At 52.8% G+C, this 15,433-nt stretch carries 17 protein-coding genes and 3 pseudogenes; 16 read left to right on the forward strand and 4 right to left on the reverse strand.

Annotated elements, in window-relative coordinates:
* Positions 1-79: 79 nt before the first annotated feature.
* From rlmB to AAYN39_RS19405, 9 genes and pseudogenes are all read left to right on the forward strand, one after another.
* Positions 80-811: a 23S rRNA (guanosine(2251)-2'-O)-methyltransferase RlmB gene (gene rlmB / locus AAYN39_RS19365; protein WP_001293265.1), complete on the forward strand. Its 732-nt coding sequence runs from the start codon at positions 80-82 to the stop codon at positions 809-811.
* Positions 812-942: 131 nt separating this feature from the next.
* On the forward strand, positions 943-1,347 hold the full coding sequence (locus tag AAYN39_RS19370) for a DUF2170 family protein (RefSeq protein ID WP_000312608.1): 405 nt from the start codon (positions 943-945) through the stop codon (positions 1,345-1,347).
* 14 nt (positions 1,348-1,361) lie between these two features.
* A pseudogene (locus tag AAYN39_RS19375) lies at positions 1,362-2,060 on the forward strand (PspA/IM30 family protein).
* Positions 2,060-2,164 (forward strand): annotated as a pseudogene (locus AAYN39_RS19380) (hypothetical protein); the annotation flags it as partial. The pseudogenes AAYN39_RS19375 and AAYN39_RS19380, both read left to right, overlap by 1 nt.
* Positions 2,165-2,283: 119 nt before the next feature.
* The gene (locus AAYN39_RS19385) at positions 2,284-2,967 is read left to right on the forward strand and encodes a YjfK family protein (protein WP_000090298.1); all 684 of its coding nucleotides are present in this window, start codon (positions 2,284-2,286) and stop codon (positions 2,965-2,967) included.
* Between the two features lie 17 nt (positions 2,968-2,984).
* Positions 2,985-3,383, forward strand: coding sequence for a DUF350 domain-containing protein (locus AAYN39_RS19390; RefSeq protein ID WP_000547734.1), 399 nt, complete (start codon positions 2,985-2,987; stop codon positions 3,381-3,383).
* Between the two features lie 9 nt (positions 3,384-3,392).
* A complete protein-coding gene (locus AAYN39_RS19395; RefSeq protein ID WP_001085609.1) occupies positions 3,393-4,031 on the forward strand; it encodes a DUF1190 domain-containing protein in 639 nt (212 codons plus the stop codon).
* A 2-nt stretch (positions 4,032-4,033) separates the two neighbouring features.
* Complete coding sequence (locus tag AAYN39_RS19400) at positions 4,034-5,197, forward strand: glutathionylspermidine synthase family protein (RefSeq protein ID WP_000943948.1); 1,164 nt, start codon at positions 4,034-4,036, stop codon at positions 5,195-5,197.
* A gap of 84 nt (positions 5,198-5,281) precedes the next feature.
* Positions 5,282-6,904 (forward strand): isovaleryl-CoA dehydrogenase, encoded by a 1,623-nt coding sequence (locus tag AAYN39_RS19405; RefSeq protein WP_000118984.1) that lies wholly within the window; start codon positions 5,282-5,284, stop codon positions 6,902-6,904.
* Between the two features lie 44 nt (positions 6,905-6,948).
* Here AAYN39_RS19405 and yjfN read toward each other — a convergent pair whose 3' ends face one another.
* Positions 6,949-7,224, reverse strand: coding sequence for a DUF1471 family protease activator YjfN (yjfN, locus tag AAYN39_RS19410; RefSeq protein WP_001681845.1), 276 nt, complete (start codon positions 7,222-7,224; stop codon positions 6,949-6,951).
* A 130-nt stretch (positions 7,225-7,354) separates the two neighbouring features.
* Entirely contained in the window at positions 7,355-7,684 is a 330-nt protein-coding gene (gene bsmA, locus AAYN39_RS19415) for a biofilm peroxide resistance protein BsmA (RefSeq protein WP_000586831.1), read from the reverse strand.
* 183 nt (positions 7,685-7,867) lie between these two features.
* On the opposite strand from bsmA, the gene yjfP reads away from it, so the two are divergent.
* Positions 7,868-8,617 (forward strand): esterase, encoded by a 750-nt coding sequence (gene yjfP, locus AAYN39_RS19420; protein WP_000560304.1) that lies wholly within the window; start codon positions 7,868-7,870, stop codon positions 8,615-8,617.
* Here yjfP and ulaR read toward each other — a convergent pair.
* Complete coding sequence (gene ulaR, locus AAYN39_RS19425; protein ID WP_000133618.1) at positions 8,614-9,369, reverse strand: HTH-type transcriptional regulator UlaR; 756 nt, start codon at positions 9,367-9,369, stop codon at positions 8,614-8,616. The two genes, yjfP and ulaR, sit on opposite strands and share 4 nt — an antisense overlap.
* Before the next feature lie 104 nt (positions 9,370-9,473).
* Positions 9,474-10,538 (reverse strand): L-ascorbate 6-phosphate lactonase, encoded by a 1,065-nt coding sequence (ulaG, locus tag AAYN39_RS19430; RefSeq protein WP_000049161.1) that lies wholly within the window; start codon positions 10,536-10,538, stop codon positions 9,474-9,476.
* Between the two features lie 362 nt (positions 10,539-10,900).
* Between ulaG and ulaA the strand changes: the two genes are divergently transcribed.
* From ulaA to AAYN39_RS19460, 6 genes and pseudogenes are all read left to right on the forward strand, one after another.
* The gene (gene ulaA / locus AAYN39_RS19435; RefSeq protein ID WP_000404875.1) at positions 10,901-12,298 is read left to right on the forward strand and encodes a PTS ascorbate transporter subunit IIC; all 1,398 of its coding nucleotides are present in this window, start codon (positions 10,901-10,903) and stop codon (positions 12,296-12,298) included.
* A gap of 15 nt (positions 12,299-12,313) precedes the next feature.
* A pseudogene (gene ulaB / locus AAYN39_RS19440) lies at positions 12,314-12,618 on the forward strand (PTS ascorbate transporter subunit IIB).
* Positions 12,619-12,627: 9 nt separating this feature from the next.
* On the forward strand, positions 12,628-13,092 hold the full coding sequence (gene ulaC / locus AAYN39_RS19445) for a PTS ascorbate transporter subunit IIA (protein ID WP_000776536.1): 465 nt from the start codon (positions 12,628-12,630) through the stop codon (positions 13,090-13,092).
* 13 nt (positions 13,093-13,105) lie between these two features.
* A complete protein-coding gene (ulaD, locus tag AAYN39_RS19450; protein ID WP_000056755.1) occupies positions 13,106-13,756 on the forward strand; it encodes a 3-keto-L-gulonate-6-phosphate decarboxylase UlaD in 651 nt (216 codons plus the stop codon).
* Between the two features lie 9 nt (positions 13,757-13,765).
* Positions 13,766-14,620 carry an L-ribulose-5-phosphate 3-epimerase UlaE gene (ulaE, locus tag AAYN39_RS19455; protein ID WP_000949528.1) on the forward strand — a complete coding sequence of 285 codons (855 nt, stop codon included), beginning with the start codon at positions 13,766-13,768 and terminating at the stop codon, positions 14,618-14,620.
* Positions 14,620-15,306, forward strand: a complete 687-nt coding sequence (locus tag AAYN39_RS19460; protein WP_001170772.1) for an L-ribulose-5-phosphate 4-epimerase — start codon at positions 14,620-14,622, stop codon at positions 15,304-15,306. Before ulaE ends, AAYN39_RS19460 begins: the two co-directional genes overlap by 1 nt.
* Positions 15,307-15,433 lie beyond the last annotated feature (127 nt).

Below are 15,433 nucleotides of genomic sequence, written 5' to 3' on the forward strand. Positions count from 1 at the left end.
TTCAAACAGAAGAGGGTCAATTATCTGTAGGCCGGGCAAGCGTAGCGCCCCCGGCAAAACGTAAACAACGAGTACATTAATGAGCGAAATGATTTACGGCATCCACGCAGTGCAGGCCCTGCTGGAGCGCGCCCCTGAACGTTTTCAGGAAGCCTTTATTTTAAAAGGCCGTGAAGATAAACGTCTGTTGCCGCTGATTCACGCCCTTGAGTCCCAGGGCGTGGTTATCCAGCTGGCAAACCGCCAATATCTCGACGAGAAAAGCGACGGTGCCGTGCATCAGGGCATTATCGCTCGTGTGAAACCAGGCCGGCAGTATCAGGAAAACGATCTACCGGATCTGATCGCATTACACGATCGCCCCTTTTTGTTGATCCTCGATGGCGTCACCGATCCGCATAATCTTGGCGCCTGTCTGCGCAGCGCCGATGCTGCAGGCGTACATGCGGTAATCGTGCCGAAAGACCGCTCCGCGCAACTTAACGCGACGGCGAAGAAAGTCGCCTGCGGCGCAGCGGAAAGCGTGCCGTTGATCCGCGTCACCAACCTGGCGCGCACGATGCGCATGTTGCAGGAAGAGAATATCTGGATTGTCGGAACGGCGGGCGAGGCTGACCATACGCTGTATCAGAGCAAAATGCCTGGCCGCATGGCGCTGGTCATGGGCGCAGAAGGTGAAGGTATGCGTCGTCTGACCCGTGAGCACTGCGATGAGCTGATCAGCATTCCTATGGCCGGTAGCGTGTCATCGCTGAATGTCTCTGTGGCGACCGGGATTTGTCTGTTTGAAGCCGTTCGCCAGCGTACCTGACGCTAATAGTATTTTTTAAGAAAAAACCATCCATAATCGGATGGTTTTTTTTTATCTTTGGCTGGTAATATAAAAAGCAAAACCTACCCTGTAACTCCCTTTATTTATAAAAAAGAGATAGAGATAATAATATGGCATGGACTCCACGGACGCTGGCGGATGCGTTAAACAACATCGCCGAATTAGATATTGATATAGAAAATAATGAATCTTCATTAATAATAAAAATGAATGATTATGGCGATTTACCACTGACGGTTTTATTTACCTCGCAACAAATAGTTATCGAGACTTATATCTGTCCGGTAAATACGATTAGAGATACCGCGGAATTTAATCTTTTCTTGCTGAGAAATCAGAAGGTTTTACCGCTGTCTTCGGTCGGTATTGCCCTGGTAAAACAGGAGGAATATTATGTCGCTTTTGGCGCGTTGTCGTTAAATTCGTCGCTTGCCGACGTGACGCTGGAAATCACCACGCTTGTAGAAAATGCGTTGGATATCGCTGAAATAACACAAGTCTATTCACAGGAATAATACAGGCGGCTTACATGGGAATTTTAAAAAGTTTGTTCACGTTAGGTAAATCATTCGTTGCTCAGGCAGAAGAAGCCATTGATGAAGCACAGGGTGTACGTATGCTGGAGCAGCATATTCGCGACGCAAAAGCCGAGCTGGATAAAGCGGGTAAATCCAGAGTGGATTTATTGGCGCGGGTGAAGCTAAGCCATGACAAGCTGAATGATTTACGTGCGCGTAAAGTCAGCCTTGAAACGCGGGCGTTGGCGGCAATGAGTAAGAATGTCGACGCCGCTTTACTCAACGAAGTGGCGGAAGAAATAGCCCGTCTGGAAAATGCCATTCTTGCCGAAGAACAGGTGCTGACTAATCTGGAAGCCTCTCGTGATGCGGTGGAGAAGGCCGTAACGGCGACAGGCCAGCGGATTGCGCAGTTTGAGCAGCAACTTGAAGTGGTTAAGGCGACAGAAGCCATGCAGCGCGCGCAGCAGGCGGTGACGACTTCGACCGTCGGAGCCGCGTCGAATGTGTCTACGGCGGCGGAGCCGCTTAAACGTTTACAAACGCGTCAGGCTGAACGCTAGGCACGGCTGGATGCCGCCGCGCAGCTGGAAAAAGTCGCCGATGGACGCGACCTGGACGAAAAACTGGCGCAGGCGGGTATTGGCGCAACCAATAAAAGCAATGCTCAGGATGTGTTGGCGCGTTTACAGCGTCAACAAGGCGAATAATGCTCTTTACGTGGATGGTCAAAACCTGCCAGCGTCATTTGTCCAGACTGACCTGGCCCGCTTTGCTGGGCCTGTTTATCGGGCAGTATCTGCTTTGCTATCTGTAGCGCGAAAGCGCGCTACCGTGCTGAGCTTCGTCGCTTTCATACGAGACGGCACATGAATGCGCGATCTCAAATGACATTATGCCCAACGACAATCGCATTCTGTCTGAAGAGGTCGCATGGCAAGAGATAGAGGTTCCCCTATGATGCAATTTTTTCAGCGTTTGCTCGGTAAAACAAGCACGCCAGCGCCGATTCGCGGACCATTAGGATTACATCTTAACGCCGGTTTCACGCTGGATACGCTGGCATTCCGGCTACTAGAGTCGTCGTTGCTGGTGGCGCTACCAGGTGAAAAATACACTGTCGCGGCAGCGAGTCGCATAGATTTAGGCGGCGGCAGTCAGATTTTTCGCTACTACACCTCTGGCGATGAGTTTCTACAAATTAACACCACTGGCGGCACGGATGTTGACGACATTGATGACATCAAACTTTTTGTATATGAGGAAAGTTTCGGTATTAACGAGGAACGTCACTGGCGTTCAGCCATTGCGCCAGCGGCAATAGGGCCGATGACGCTCAACTGGCAAGAACGGCGCTGGCAGCGCTTTTTTAACCATGAAGAGCCGGGCAATATTGAACCTGTCTACATGCTGGAAAAGGTTGAAAATCAGCAGGCAGAGAAATGGGACGTTCACAATTTTACGATGGGTTTCCAGCGCCAGGTGACGGACGACGCCTGGGAGTATCTTCTATTGAACGGGGAAGAATCATTTAACGAGCGCGGTGAGCCTGAATGGGTGTTTTCACGCGCCCTCGGCGTGGATATCCCTCTCACTTCACTAACGGTTATTGGTTAAGCACATACAGGGAAATTATGCATATACTGGACGCATTACTGGCTTTCTGCGCCTATTTTTTTATTGGCGCGGCAATGATCATTGTATTTCTTTTTATTTACTCAAAGATAACGCCGCATAATGAATGGCAGTTGATAAAAAATAACAATACTGCGGCATCGCTGGCCTTTAGTGGTACGTTGCTGGGCTATGTCATCCCCTTATCCAGCGCGGCGATAAACTCAGTCAGCATCCCGGACTATTTTGCCTGGGGCGGCATTGCGCTGGTGATTCAGCTGCTGATTTATGGTTGCGTAAGGTTATACATGCCTACGCTGAGCGAAAAAATTATTCATCACAACGTGGCGGCGGGGCTATTTATGGGAACCGCAGCGCTGGCTGGCGGTATTTTTAACGCTGCCTGTATGACATGGTAACGGAAGATCATGGCAAAAAAACGAAAATCCAGAAGCACATCCGGCGTAGGCCATTCGGCAATAAGACGGATAGCCGAACCGGTCAATCCCTTTGAGCGGCAACGAAATCGCTACACGCCAAAATACCTGACGCTGGCGATTATGGGTGGAGCGGCCTTTTTTCTCCTGAAAGGGTACGGTGACGGCAGCAATAGTGACAACGACGGCGATGGGACGTTTTACGCCACGGTGAACGACTGTATTGACGATGGCAATAGCGCCAGCGTTTGCGCTGACGGCTGGAATAATGCGAAAACAGAATTTTACGCTAATGTGCCTAAGCAATTGACGCAGGAGAGCTGTCAGTCGCAGTTTGGCGATTGCTACTTTGATATCACCGAGCGGAGCTGGGTTCCGGTATTAAGCGGCTTTTTACTCAGCCGCGCGATTCGTCAGAACCGTGATGAACAATACATCTATAGCAGCGGCGGTTCATCTTACGTCTCCCGTCCCGTCTGGCGCACCACATCCGGCGATTATGCGTGGCGCAGCGGCACAGGGAAAAGCGATACCGTGACCAGCCCTGGTTATATCATACGGAAAGCGTCCACCGTCTCCCGCGGCGGCTATGGCCGTTCTTCCAGCGCCCGCGGGCACTGGGGAGGCTAACCATGCTACGACATAACGTACCGGTACGCCGGGATCTGGATAAGATCGCATGCGATCACGGTTTTGACTTTCATGTTATCGATAACGAAATTTACTGGGATGAAAGCCGGGCCTACCGTTTTACATTACGGCAAATTGAAGAACAGATCGAAAAACCGACCGCAGAGCTTCATCAGATGTGTCTGGAGGTTGTCGAGCGGGCCGTCCGGGATGAGCAGATCATGCAGCAGCTGGCGATCCCGCCATTGTACTGGGATGTCATCGCCGAAAGTTGGCGCAGCCGCGATCCTTCGCTTTACGGGCGGATGGATTTCGTCTGGTGCGGCAAAGATCCGGTTAAATTGCTGGAATACAACGCGGATACGCCGACATCGCTCTATGAGTCCTCCTACTTTCAATGGCTATGGCTGGAGGATGCTCGTCGTAGCGGCGCCATCCCGCGTGATGCCGATCAATACAACGCGATACAGGAGCGGCTGATCGCCCGCTTCAGCGAGCTGTACAGTCGGGAACCGCTCTACTTTTGCTGTTGTGAAGATACCGACGAAGATCGTACGACGGTGCTGTACCTTCAGGATTGCGCGCAGCAGGCGGGCCAGGAAACGCGATTTATCTATATTGAAGAACTGGGGCTTGGCGTAGGCGGCGTGCTGACCGATCTGGACGATAACGTGATTCGCCGCGCCTTTAAGCTCTACCCGCTGGAATGGATGATGCGCGATGACAACGGCCCGCTATTGCGAAAACGTCGTGAGCAATGGATTGAGCCATTGTGGAAAAGTATTCTGAGTAACAAAGGGCTGTTGCCGTTATTGTGGCGCTTTTTCCCTGGCCATCCGAATCTTCTGCCGGCCTGGTTTGAGGGCGAAAAATCGCTCGCAGCGCCAGGTGAAAGTAGCGTACGGAAGCCGATTTATTCACGTGAAGGCGGCAACGTCACGATTTTTGACGAGCGGCAAAATGTTATCGATCATGCCGATGGCGACTACGCTGACGAGCCGATGATTTACCAGGCGTTTCAGCCTTTGCCGCGCTTTGGCGATAGCTATACGCTGATTGGCAGTTGGATCATTGACGATGAAGCCTCCGGAATGGGGATTCGCGAGGACAATACGCTAATTACCAAAGACACTTCCCGTTTCGTCCCACATTATATTGCCGGTTAATCATACTTTTGTGATCTTGCTCCGGCGTCAATGGCGCAGTCATGACCATACTTGACTTCAGCGCCATTGAAGGAGGGAGACACCATGTCCTGGCAAACACATACCGTCTTTAATCAACCTGCTCCGCTCAATAACAGTAACTTATTCCTGTCTGATGGCGCGCTGTGTGAAGCGGTTTCCCGGGAAGGCGCGGGATGGGATAGCGATCTTCTCGCCAGCATTGGCCAACAACTGGGAACGGCGGAATCACTGGAACTGGGGCGTCTGGCGAACGCGCATCCTCCTGAGTTGCTGCGTTACGATCCCCAGGGACAGCGCCTGGATGACGTTCGCTTTCATCCCGCCTGGCACCTGTTGATGCAGGGGCTTTGCGCTAATAGGGTACATTACCTGGCCTGGGAGGAAGAGGCAAGGGCGGGAAGTTTTGTCGCCCGGGCGGCGCGTTTTGTATTACATGCTCAGGTAGAAGCGGGAACACTCTGTCCTGTCACGATGACCTTTGCCGCGACGCCGTTGCTATTGCAGATGCTTCCCGCCACTTTCCATGACTGGCTGGCGCCGCTGCGCAGCGATCGCTACGATTCGCATTTGCTGCCGGGCGGGCAAAAACGGGGCCTGCTCATCGGCATGGGAATGACGGAAAAGCAGGGCGGATCTGACGTACTCAGTAATACGACCCACGCGGAGCGGCTGGCGGATGATTCATATCGGCTGGTGGGACATAAATGGTTTTTCTCTGTGCCGCAAAGTGATGCGCACCTCGTGCTGGCGCAGGCAAAAGGAGGACTATCCTGTTTCTTTGTGCCGCGTTTCCTGCCAGACGGGCAACGGAACTCTGTTCGTCTTGAGCGCCTGAAAGATAAACTCGGTAATCGATCTAATGCCAGCGCCGAGGTCGAGTTTCAGGATACCGTCGGCTGGCGGCTGGGAGAAGAGGGCGAAGGGATTCGGCATATCTTAAAGATGGGCGGTATGACGCGTCTTGATTGCGCGCTCGGGAGTCATGGCTTAATGCGGCGCGCATTTTCAGTCGCCATTTACCATGCTCATCAGCGTCAGGCTTTTGGTAAGCCGCTGATCGAACAACCGTTGATGCGACAAACCTTAAGTCGTATGGCGCTATGCCTGGAGGGGCAGACGGCGCTTTTGTTTCGGCTGGCGCGCGCCTGGGAGCAACGTCGCGAGGCGAAAGAGGCATTATGGGCGCGATTATTCACGCCAGCGGCGAAATTCGCCATCTGTAAGCAGGGAATCCCTTTTGTGGCTGAGGCGATGGAGGTTCTCGGCGGGATGGGGTATTGCGAAGAGAGCGAACTCCCGCGCCTGTACCGTGAAATGCCGGTGAACAGTATCTGGGAAGGTTCCGGCAATATCATGTGTCTGGATGTACTTCGGGTGCTGACAAAACAACACGGCGTCTATGACGTATTGAGTGAAGCTTTTGCGGAAGTCAAAGGTCAGGATCGCCATTACGACCGCGCGGTACGCCAGCTACAGCAACGTTTACGCAAACCGGACGAAGCAATGGGCAGAGAGATTACGCAGCAGCTTTTCTTGCTGGGGTGCGGAGCGGAAATGCTGCGTCATGCCTCGCCGCCGCTGGCGCAAGCGTGGTGTCAGATGATGCTGGATACACGCGGCGAAATGCCGCTGCCTGCCCAGGTGCAAAATGATTTACTGTTAAGGGCGACCGGGGGACTGCGGTAACGTTTGGCCTGTAGTACATGCCATCCGGCGCGAGCCACGCGGCATCAGGCATAGAGTATCGCCTGTACGCGCCAGTTATTCGACTGTTGTTCTTCATACATTTGAATAATTCTGTACCAGGACGCACCCTGTTCATCGGCTTTGAGGGCGATAATCCGCTCCACATCCTGTGGGTTTCCTGCAACATTACTGACCGAGATCAGGCCGATTTCATTCAGACCCGTTACGCAGTCAGCACTGGCGAATTCGGCAGACTGTGCCGTCGTACTCACCAGTCCGGCAGAAAGCAGCAGTGAGGATAAGGCAAGTTCTTGTTTCATCGTCAGCTCCTTATTACATACCCCGCATTTAACAGGACGCTCCATCACGGTAAACCTGTTTGTTTATTGTGCACAGGTAAACGCATAGGGGCGCAAAGCAATGTAAAACTGACTAAAAATCAATCTACTGTTATTGACGATATAAAATGGCTTGTGAATACCACTGTCCGGTTACAACCGTTTCATCAACCATTAAGATAACGTAATAATCGGCTTTCGCAGCGGCGGCTTTCGCTCTGATTTCATCTATTGCATCATCCGGGGAACCCCGAACCAGCGCGCTTACGGTCCCCATCCGCTGTAGTCCTTGCGTTTGATCGCGACGGATTTCCTGCGGGTGATCGGCGACAGGCGGCGCAGGTTGCGGCGTACCCTGCAGCATGCTACACGCGCTTAATAACAGCGCTGCTATCAATGGAGCAAACCGACGCATAACTCTATCTCGTTTCCTGATAATCATAGTGTAATGCCTTATTGATTTCCCTTTAGGGGGAATGTTCCCGAAGTGTTACCTGTCACGCGATTTTCGAATGAAAACGTTGCGAAAGCGTAACCCAGTTCTCAAACATTATGAATTATTGCGCTATCCATAAACTTGCGTTAAGTATTTCTCCGTGGCATACCGGATAAAAAGGAGAGAATAATGATAGCGATTGAAACACGACAATTAGCCGGAGGCGTCGTACTACATGCCTTCCCGGAAGGGAAACGCGCCGTGCCGCTTCCCTGTGTGGTGTTCTATCATGGCTTCACCTCCTCCAGCCTGGTTTATAGTTATTTTGCCGTTGCCCTGGCACAGGCAGGATTCCGGGTAGTCATGCCGGATGCGCCGGAGCATGGCGCTCGCTTCGGCGGCGACTCACAGGGACGGATACACCGATTCTGGCAGATTCTGCACCAAAACATGCAGGAATTTACGACGTTACGTGCGGCGATTCAGGCGGAAAACTGGCTACTTGACGGGCGGTTGGCGGTGGGCGGCGCATCCATGGGCGGTATGACGGCGCTGGGCATTATGACGCGTCACCGTGAGGTAAAATGCGGGGCCAGTTTAATGGGGTCGGGCTATTTTACCGGGCTTGCCCGGACGCTTTTCCCGCCGTTATCCCCGCAGAACCCGGCACAGCAGGCGGAATTCGACAATATCATCGCGCCGCTACGTGAATGGGAAGTCACACATCAGTTAGAGCGACTGGCCGACAGGCCGCTTCTGTTGTGGCATGGTCAGGAGGATGACGTGGTGCCTGCTATCGAAACCTTCCGGCTCCAGCAGGCACTCGCCGGGGCGAAGCTGGATAAGCATGTGACCTGTTTATGGGCCGCAGGCGTGCGGCATCGCATTACGCCAGAAGCGTTGTCGGCGACGGTAGCGTTTTTCCGACAGCATCTTTAAACGCGGAGTATGCTTACACCCTGGGCTTCAAGCTGTTGCAAAACCTGCGGATTGGCATTTTTGCCGGTAATCAGCATAGCGATCTGATCGGCTCGGCTGAACAGCATTCCCGCGCGCTCGCCAATTTTACTGCTATCGACCAGCGCGACCAGTTTCCCGACGACGCTGAGCATTTTTTGTTCCGCCATGGCGGTTAGCATATCGGTCTTGTACAGGCCATCCGCAGTTAAGCCCTTTCCGCTGGTAAACATCCAGTGGCCAGCATAGAGACTGTTTTCACTTCCCTGCGGGCTCAGGGTAATCGACTGGCTTTTGTTGTACTGACCCCCCATGATAATCACGCTGTCATGCTCTTGATCGATCAGATAATTCGCCAGCGGCAGATAGTTGGTAATGATCTGTACCGGCTTCCCGCACATTTCGCGCCCCAGCAGGAAAGCGGTGGAGCCGCAGTTAATCACTACGCTCTCACCCGGGTTTACCAGCTGCGACGCCGCTTTCGCGATGCGTACTTTTTCATCGTGGTTTTGCGCCTGGTGCAGATTCATCGGCGTCCAGCGGGGCCGCTGTTGGGTAATGGCCTCTGCGCCGTTGCGCACTTTTTTAAGTTTTCCGCTTTCGTCGAGCTTGTTGATGTCGCGGCGCGCCGTCGCCGGGGAGATTCCCAGACGCTCAATCACGTTTTCGACGGTAACAAAGCCCAACTGTGCCAGCATATCCAGCAGTATTTGATGTCTTTGTGCTTCAGTCATGAGCTATTCCGATACAAATTGATTTGAAAAGATGATATTTGAAATAGCCTGGAAATACTAAAGTAAATGGAAAAAATGCCGGGTAATCCCGGCATGATATCGACTCACAGGAAGGATTTGAATGGTAGATCGGGTTCAATGGTAAAGCAATCGTCAAAACCACGCGGATAGTGGTATTCGAAATTGTCTTTATCCAACGGCCAGGTAAACTTGCCGCCAACCTGCCAGATAAACGGTTTAAAACCATACTTCAGGCGATCTTTCTTCATTTCCCATAACACGCGGATCTCCTGTGGATCGGCCTGGAAGTTCGACCAGATATCGTGATGGAACGGGATCACCACTTTGGTGTTCAGCGACTCCGCCATGCGTAGAATATCCGCGCTGGTCATTTTGTCCGTAATACCGCGCGGGTTTTCGCCATAGGAACCAAGCGCGACATCAATTTGATGTTCGTTGCCGTGTTTCGCGTAATAGTTGGAATAGTGAGAATCGCCGCTGTGATAGAGATTGCCGCCCGGCGTTTTAAACAGATAGTTAACCGCGCGTACATCCATGCCGTCCGGCAGTACGCCAGCGGCTTTCTGATCGGCGGGCAGGGTGATTAATGCGGTGCGGTCAAAGGCATCAAGCGCGTGAATTTCAATATCTTTCACTTTTACGACATCGCCCGGTTTTACCACGATGCAGCGTTCTTTCGGCACGCCCCAGCCAACCCATAAATCCACGCAGGTCTGCGGGCCGATAAACGGAACATCATCGGCGCAATTCTGCATTACGGCAGCCGCGACATTGACGTCAATGTGATCGTTATGGTCGTGGGTCGCCAGGACGGCGTCGATCTGACGGATAGCGAAAGGATCGAGAACAAACGGCGTGGTGCGCAGGTTAGGCTGTAATTTTTTGACGCCAGCCATACGCTGCATCTGGTGACCGGTTTTCATCAACGGATTACCGTGGCTCTGTTTACCGGTACCGCACCAGAAATCGACGCATACGTTAGTGCCGCCTTCAGATTTTAGCCAGATCCCGGTACAGCCCAGCCACCACATAGCGAACGTACCCGGCGCGACCTGCTCTTGTTCAATCTCTTCGTTCAGCCAGCTTCCCCACTCCGGAAACGTGCTCAGAATCCATGATTCACGCGTGATGCTTTGTACTTTACTCATCGCATTTACCTTCATGTTTGTTCAAAATGGTTCAAAACGTGATTTGTTTTGATTAATCCTGACACTATTTTCTCAAGAAGGCAATGGGCTATTTTTTGACTTTTTGGCAGGAGAGAACGCAGTCAGAAGAAGATTTAATCTTGTCTGGCGTCATGTGAATGTTGGCATCTTTATGATTTTACTTATTTTAATGAAAAAATGAGTTACCTATAAGTAAACCATGTATTAAGTGTGCTAATTATTTGCGCGCTACGTCACATTTAATCAAATTTAATCTTGTTGTGATTACTTTTGAAAATTAAAGTGAAGGGACATTATCCTGAGCGCCTGTGACTCAGCAACCTTATCTGCCGGAGATCGTTATGGAGATCCTCTACAACATCTTTACCATTTTCTTTAATCAGGTAATGACTAATGCCCCGCTATTACTGGGTATTGTGACCTGCCTGGGCTATATCCTGTTGCGCAAAAGCGTCAGCGTGATCATCAAAGGGACGATCAAAACCATCATTGGCTTCATGCTGCTACAGGCCGGGTCCGGCATTCTGACCAGCACCTTTAAACCGGTGGTGGCGAAAATGTCTGAGGTCTACGGTATCAACGGCGCGATTTCCGATACCTATGCTTCGATGATGGCAACGATCGAACGGATGGGCGATGCGTATAGTTGGGTAGGCTACGCGGTGTTGCTCGCGCTGGCGCTGAATATTTGTTACGTCTTATTGCGACGCATTACCGGTATTCGCACCATCATGTTGACCGGGCACATCATGTTCCAGCAGGCGGGGCTGATTGCGGTCTCTTTCTATATCTTCGGCTATTCCATGTGGACCACCATTATCTGCACGGCGATACTGGTTTCCCTGTACTGGGGCATCACTTCCAACATGATGTATAAGCCCACCCAAGAAGTGACGGACGGCTGCGGTTTCTCCATTGGTCACCAGCAGCAGTTTGCTTCCTGGATTGCCTATAAAGTCGCGCCGTTCCTGGGCAAAAAAGAGGAAAGCGTTGAAGACCTCAAATTGCCGGGCTGGCTGAATATCTTCCACGACAACATCGTTTCTACGGCGATTGTAATGACCATCTTCTTTGGTGCCATTCTGCTCTCCTTCGGTATCGACACCGTGCAGGCGATGGCGGGCAAAGTGCACTGGACGGTCTACATCCTGCAAACCGGTTTCTCCTTTGCGGTGGCGATCTTCATCATCACTCAGGGCGTGCGCATGTTTGTGGCGGAACTCTCTGAAGCGTTTAACGGTATCTCCCAGCGCCTGATCCCAGGTGCGGTTCTGGCGATTGACTGTGCGGCTATCTATAGCTTCGCGCCGAACGCCGTAGTCTGGGGCTTTATGTGGGGCACCATCGGTCAGCTGATTGCGGTTGGCATCCTGGTTGCCTGCGGCTCCTCGATCCTGATTATTCCTGGCTTTATCCCGATGTTCTTCTCTAACGCCACTATCGGCGTGTTCGCTAACCACTTCGGCGGCTGGCGTGCGGCGCTGAAAATTTGTCTGGTGATGGGGATGATTGAAATCTTTGGTTGCGTCTGGGCGGTGAAACTCACGGGGATGAGCGCCTGGATGGGTATGGCGGACTGGTCGATTCTGGCGCCGCCGATGATGCAGGGCTTCTTCTCCATCGGTATCGCCTTTATGGCCGTCATCATTGTAATTGCACTGGCTTATATGTTCTTCGCTGGCCGCGCACTGCGCGCAGAAGAAGATGCAGAAAAACAACTGGCAGAACAGTCTGCTTAATAAGGAGTTTTGATTATGACCGTACGTATTCTGGCTGTGTGTGGCAACGGACAGGGCAGTTCCATGATCATGAAAATGAAAGTGGACCAGTTTTAACCCAATCCAATATCGACCACACGGTAAACAGCTGCGCGGTTGGCGAGTACAAAAGCGAGTTGAGCGGCGCGGATATCATCATCGCTTCCACACACATTGCAGGCGAAATCACCGTGACGGGCAACAAATATGTGGTTGGCGTGCGCAACATGCTATCGCCCGCAGACTTCGGCCCGAAATTGCTGGAAGTGATCAAAGCGCATTTTCCACAGGACGTGAAGTAAGGACGCAACATGAAATTACGTGATTCGCTGGCGGAGAATAATTCTATCCGCTTGCAGGCTGAAGCTAATACCTGGCAGGAAGCCGTAAAAATTGGTGTGGATTTGCTGGTGGCGGCAGACGTTGTCGAGCCGCGTTACTACCAGGCGATTCTCGATGGCGTGGAACAGTTCGGCCCTTATTTCGTTATCGCTCCGGGGCTGGTAATGCCGCACGGGCGTCCGGAAGAGGGCGTGAAGAAAACCGGTTTCTCACTGGTGACGCTGAAAAAGCCGCTGGAGTTCAACCACGAAGATAACGACCCGGTCGATATTCTGATCACTATGGCGGCGGTTGATGCCAACACTCACCAGGAAGTGGGCATCATGCAGATCGTCAACCTGTTTGAAGACGAAGCCAATTTTGACCGTTTACGCGCCTGCCGTACCGCGCAGGAAGTCCTGGATCTCATTGACCGCACCAACGCGGCAGCTTAAGAAGGAATTGAACATGTCATTACCGATGTTGCAAGTCGCGCTGGACAACCAGACTATGGATAGCGCCTACGAAACCACTCGCCTGATTGCCGAAGAAGTCGACATTATCGAAGTGGGCACCATTCTGTGCGTGGGCGAAGGCGTGCGTGCGGTTCGCGATCTGAAAGCGCTTTACCCGCACAAAATCGTGCTGGCAGATGCCAAAATTGCCGATGCGGGCAAAATCCTTTCTCGTATGTGCTTCGAAGCCAACGCGGACTGGGTGACCGTGATTTGCTGTGCGGATATCAACACCGCGAAAGGCGCGCTGGATGTGGCAAAAGAGTTTAACGGCGACGTGCAGATTGAACTGACCGGTTACTGGACCTGGGAACAGGCGCAGCAGTGGCGCGATGCGGGCATTCAGCAAGTGGTTTACCACCGCAGCTGCGACGCGCAGGCCGCAGGCGTGGCGTGGGGTGAAGCGGATATTACTGCGATTAAACGGCTGTCCGATATGGGCTTTAAAGTGACCGTGACCGGCGGACTGGCGCTGGAAGACCTGCCGCTGTTCAAAGGCATTCCGATCCATGTCTTTATTGCTGGCCGCAGCATTCGCGATGCTGAATCGCCGGTAGAAGCCGCACGGCAGTTCAAACGCTCCATTGCCCAACTGTGGGGCTAAGGAGCGGCTATGCTGTCGAAACAAATTCCGCTCGGCATCTATGAAAAAGCGCTCCCTGCCGGGGAGTGCTGGCTGGAACGCCTGCGGCTGGCGAAAACGCTGGGTTTTGACTTCGTTGAAATGTCGGTGGACGAGACCGACGCCCGACTGGCGCGGCTCGACTGGAGTCGCGAGCAGCGCCTGGCGCTGGTGAGCGCGGTTGCTGAAACCGGCGTGCGTGTGCCGTCCATGTGTCTGAGCGCGCATCGTCGTTTTCCGCTCGGTAGCGAAGATGACGCGGTACGGGCGCAGGGGCTGGAGATTATGCGTAAAGCGATTCAGTTTGCGCAGGACGTCGGGATTCGCGTCATTCAACTGGCGGGGTACGACGTTTACTATCAGCAGGCCAACGACGAAACGCGTTGCCGCTTCCGCGATGGGTTAAAAGAGAGCGTTGATATGGCCAGCCGCGCCCAGGTGACGCTGGCGATGGAGATCATGGATTACCCATTGATGAATTCCATCAGTAAAGCGCTAGGCTATGCTCACTACCTCAATAACCCGTGCTTTCAGCTCTATCCGGATATCGGCAATCTGTCTGCCTGGGATAACGACGTACAGATGGAGCTACAGGCGGGAATCGGGCATATCGTCGCGGTACACGTCAAAGATACTAAACCCGGCGTGTTCAAAAATGTGCCGTTTGGCGAAGGCGTTGTCGATTTCGAACGCTGCTTCGAAACGCTCAAACAGAGTGGCTATTGCGGGCCCTATCTGATTGAGATGTGGAGCGAAACAGCAGAGAACCCGGCGGCAGAGGTAGCGAAAGCGCGTGACTGGGTGAAAGCGCGCATGGCCAAAGCAGGCATGGTGGAGGCGGCATAATGCAAAAGCTCAAGCAGCAGGTATTTGACGCTAACATGGATTTGCCCCGTTATGGACTGGTGACGTTTACCTGGGGCAACGTCAGCGCTATCGATCGCGAACGCGGGCTGGTGGTGATTAAGCCAAGCGGTGTCGCCTATGAAACCATGAAGGTAGATGACATGGTGGTGGTGGATATGGATGGCAAAGTGGTGGAGGGTCGTTATCGTCCTTCTTCCGATACCGCTACCCATCTGGCGCTGTATCAACGCTATCCGTCGCTTGGCGGCGTCGTTCATACCCATTCAACCCACGCCACGGCATGGGCGCAGGCGGGGATGGCTATTCCAGCGCTCGGTACCACGCACGCGGACTATTTCTTTGGCGATATTCCTTGTACCAGGGCGTTAAGCGAAGAAGAAGTGCAGGGCGAGTACGAGCTGAACACCGGCAAGGTGATCATCGAAACGCTGGGCGAGGTGGAACCGCTGCATACGCCAGGCATTGTCGTGTATCAACACGGGCCGTTCGCCTGGGGGAAAGATGCGCACGATGCGGTACATAACGCGGTCGTCATGGAAGAAGTGGCGAGAATGGCGTGGATTGCGCGCGGCATTAACCCTGGCCTCAACCCCATCGACGATTATCTGATGAATAAACACTTCATGCGTAAGCATGGCCCGAATGCGTATTACGGGCAGAAGTGAAGTATGAGCTCCGGAATGTGAATATTATCGGGATGTCACAGGTCTAATTCCGGAGCCATCTTTCCGCGAAAAAAGCCCCCTGTTCAGGGGGGCAAATCAACTATGGCTTTTTCGTTGGTTTTCCTGA

It is taken from the genome of Salmonella sp. K21076, from assembly GCF_039650795.1.
Lineage (GTDB): Bacteria > Pseudomonadota > Gammaproteobacteria > Enterobacterales > Enterobacteriaceae > Salmonella > Salmonella enterica.

Bases quoted from the DNA above. Each gene is read 5' to 3' on its own strand.
- rlmB (WP_001293265.1), top strand. From the start codon at position 80: ATGAGCGAAATGATTTACGGCATCCACGCAGTGCAGGCCCTGCTGGAG.
- AAYN39_RS19370 (WP_000312608.1), top strand. From the start codon at position 943: ATGGCATGGACTCCACGGACGCTGGCGGATGCGTTAAACAACATCGCC.
- AAYN39_RS19385 (WP_000090298.1), top strand. From the start codon at position 2,284: ATGGCAAGAGATAGAGGTTCCCCTATGATGCAATTTTTTCAGCGTTTG.
- AAYN39_RS19390 (WP_000547734.1), top strand. From the start codon at position 2,985: ATGCATATACTGGACGCATTACTGGCTTTCTGCGCCTATTTTTTTATT.
- AAYN39_RS19395 (WP_001085609.1), top strand. From the start codon at position 3,393: ATGGCAAAAAAACGAAAATCCAGAAGCACATCCGGCGTAGGCCATTCG.
- AAYN39_RS19400 (WP_000943948.1), top strand. From the start codon at position 4,034: ATGCTACGACATAACGTACCGGTACGCCGGGATCTGGATAAGATCGCA.
- AAYN39_RS19405 (WP_000118984.1), top strand. From the start codon at position 5,282: ATGTCCTGGCAAACACATACCGTCTTTAATCAACCTGCTCCGCTCAAT.
- yjfN (WP_001681845.1), bottom strand. From the start codon at position 7,224: ATGAAACAAGAACTTGCCTTATCCTCACTGCTGCTTTCTGCCGGACTG.
- bsmA (WP_000586831.1), bottom strand. From the start codon at position 7,684: ATGATTATCAGGAAACGAGATAGAGTTATGCGTCGGTTTGCTCCATTG.
- yjfP (WP_000560304.1), top strand. From the start codon at position 7,868: ATGATAGCGATTGAAACACGACAATTAGCCGGAGGCGTCGTACTACAT.
- ulaR (WP_000133618.1), bottom strand. From the start codon at position 9,369: ATGACTGAAGCACAAAGACATCAAATACTGCTGGATATGCTGGCACAG.
- ulaG (WP_000049161.1), bottom strand. From the start codon at position 10,538: ATGAGTAAAGTACAAAGCATCACGCGTGAATCATGGATTCTGAGCACG.
- ulaA (WP_000404875.1), top strand. From the start codon at position 10,901: ATGGAGATCCTCTACAACATCTTTACCATTTTCTTTAATCAGGTAATG.
- ulaC (WP_000776536.1), top strand. From the start codon at position 12,628: ATGAAATTACGTGATTCGCTGGCGGAGAATAATTCTATCCGCTTGCAG.
- ulaD (WP_000056755.1), top strand. From the start codon at position 13,106: ATGTCATTACCGATGTTGCAAGTCGCGCTGGACAACCAGACTATGGAT.
- ulaE (WP_000949528.1), top strand. From the start codon at position 13,766: ATGCTGTCGAAACAAATTCCGCTCGGCATCTATGAAAAAGCGCTCCCT.
- AAYN39_RS19460 (WP_001170772.1), top strand. From the start codon at position 14,620: ATGCAAAAGCTCAAGCAGCAGGTATTTGACGCTAACATGGATTTGCCC.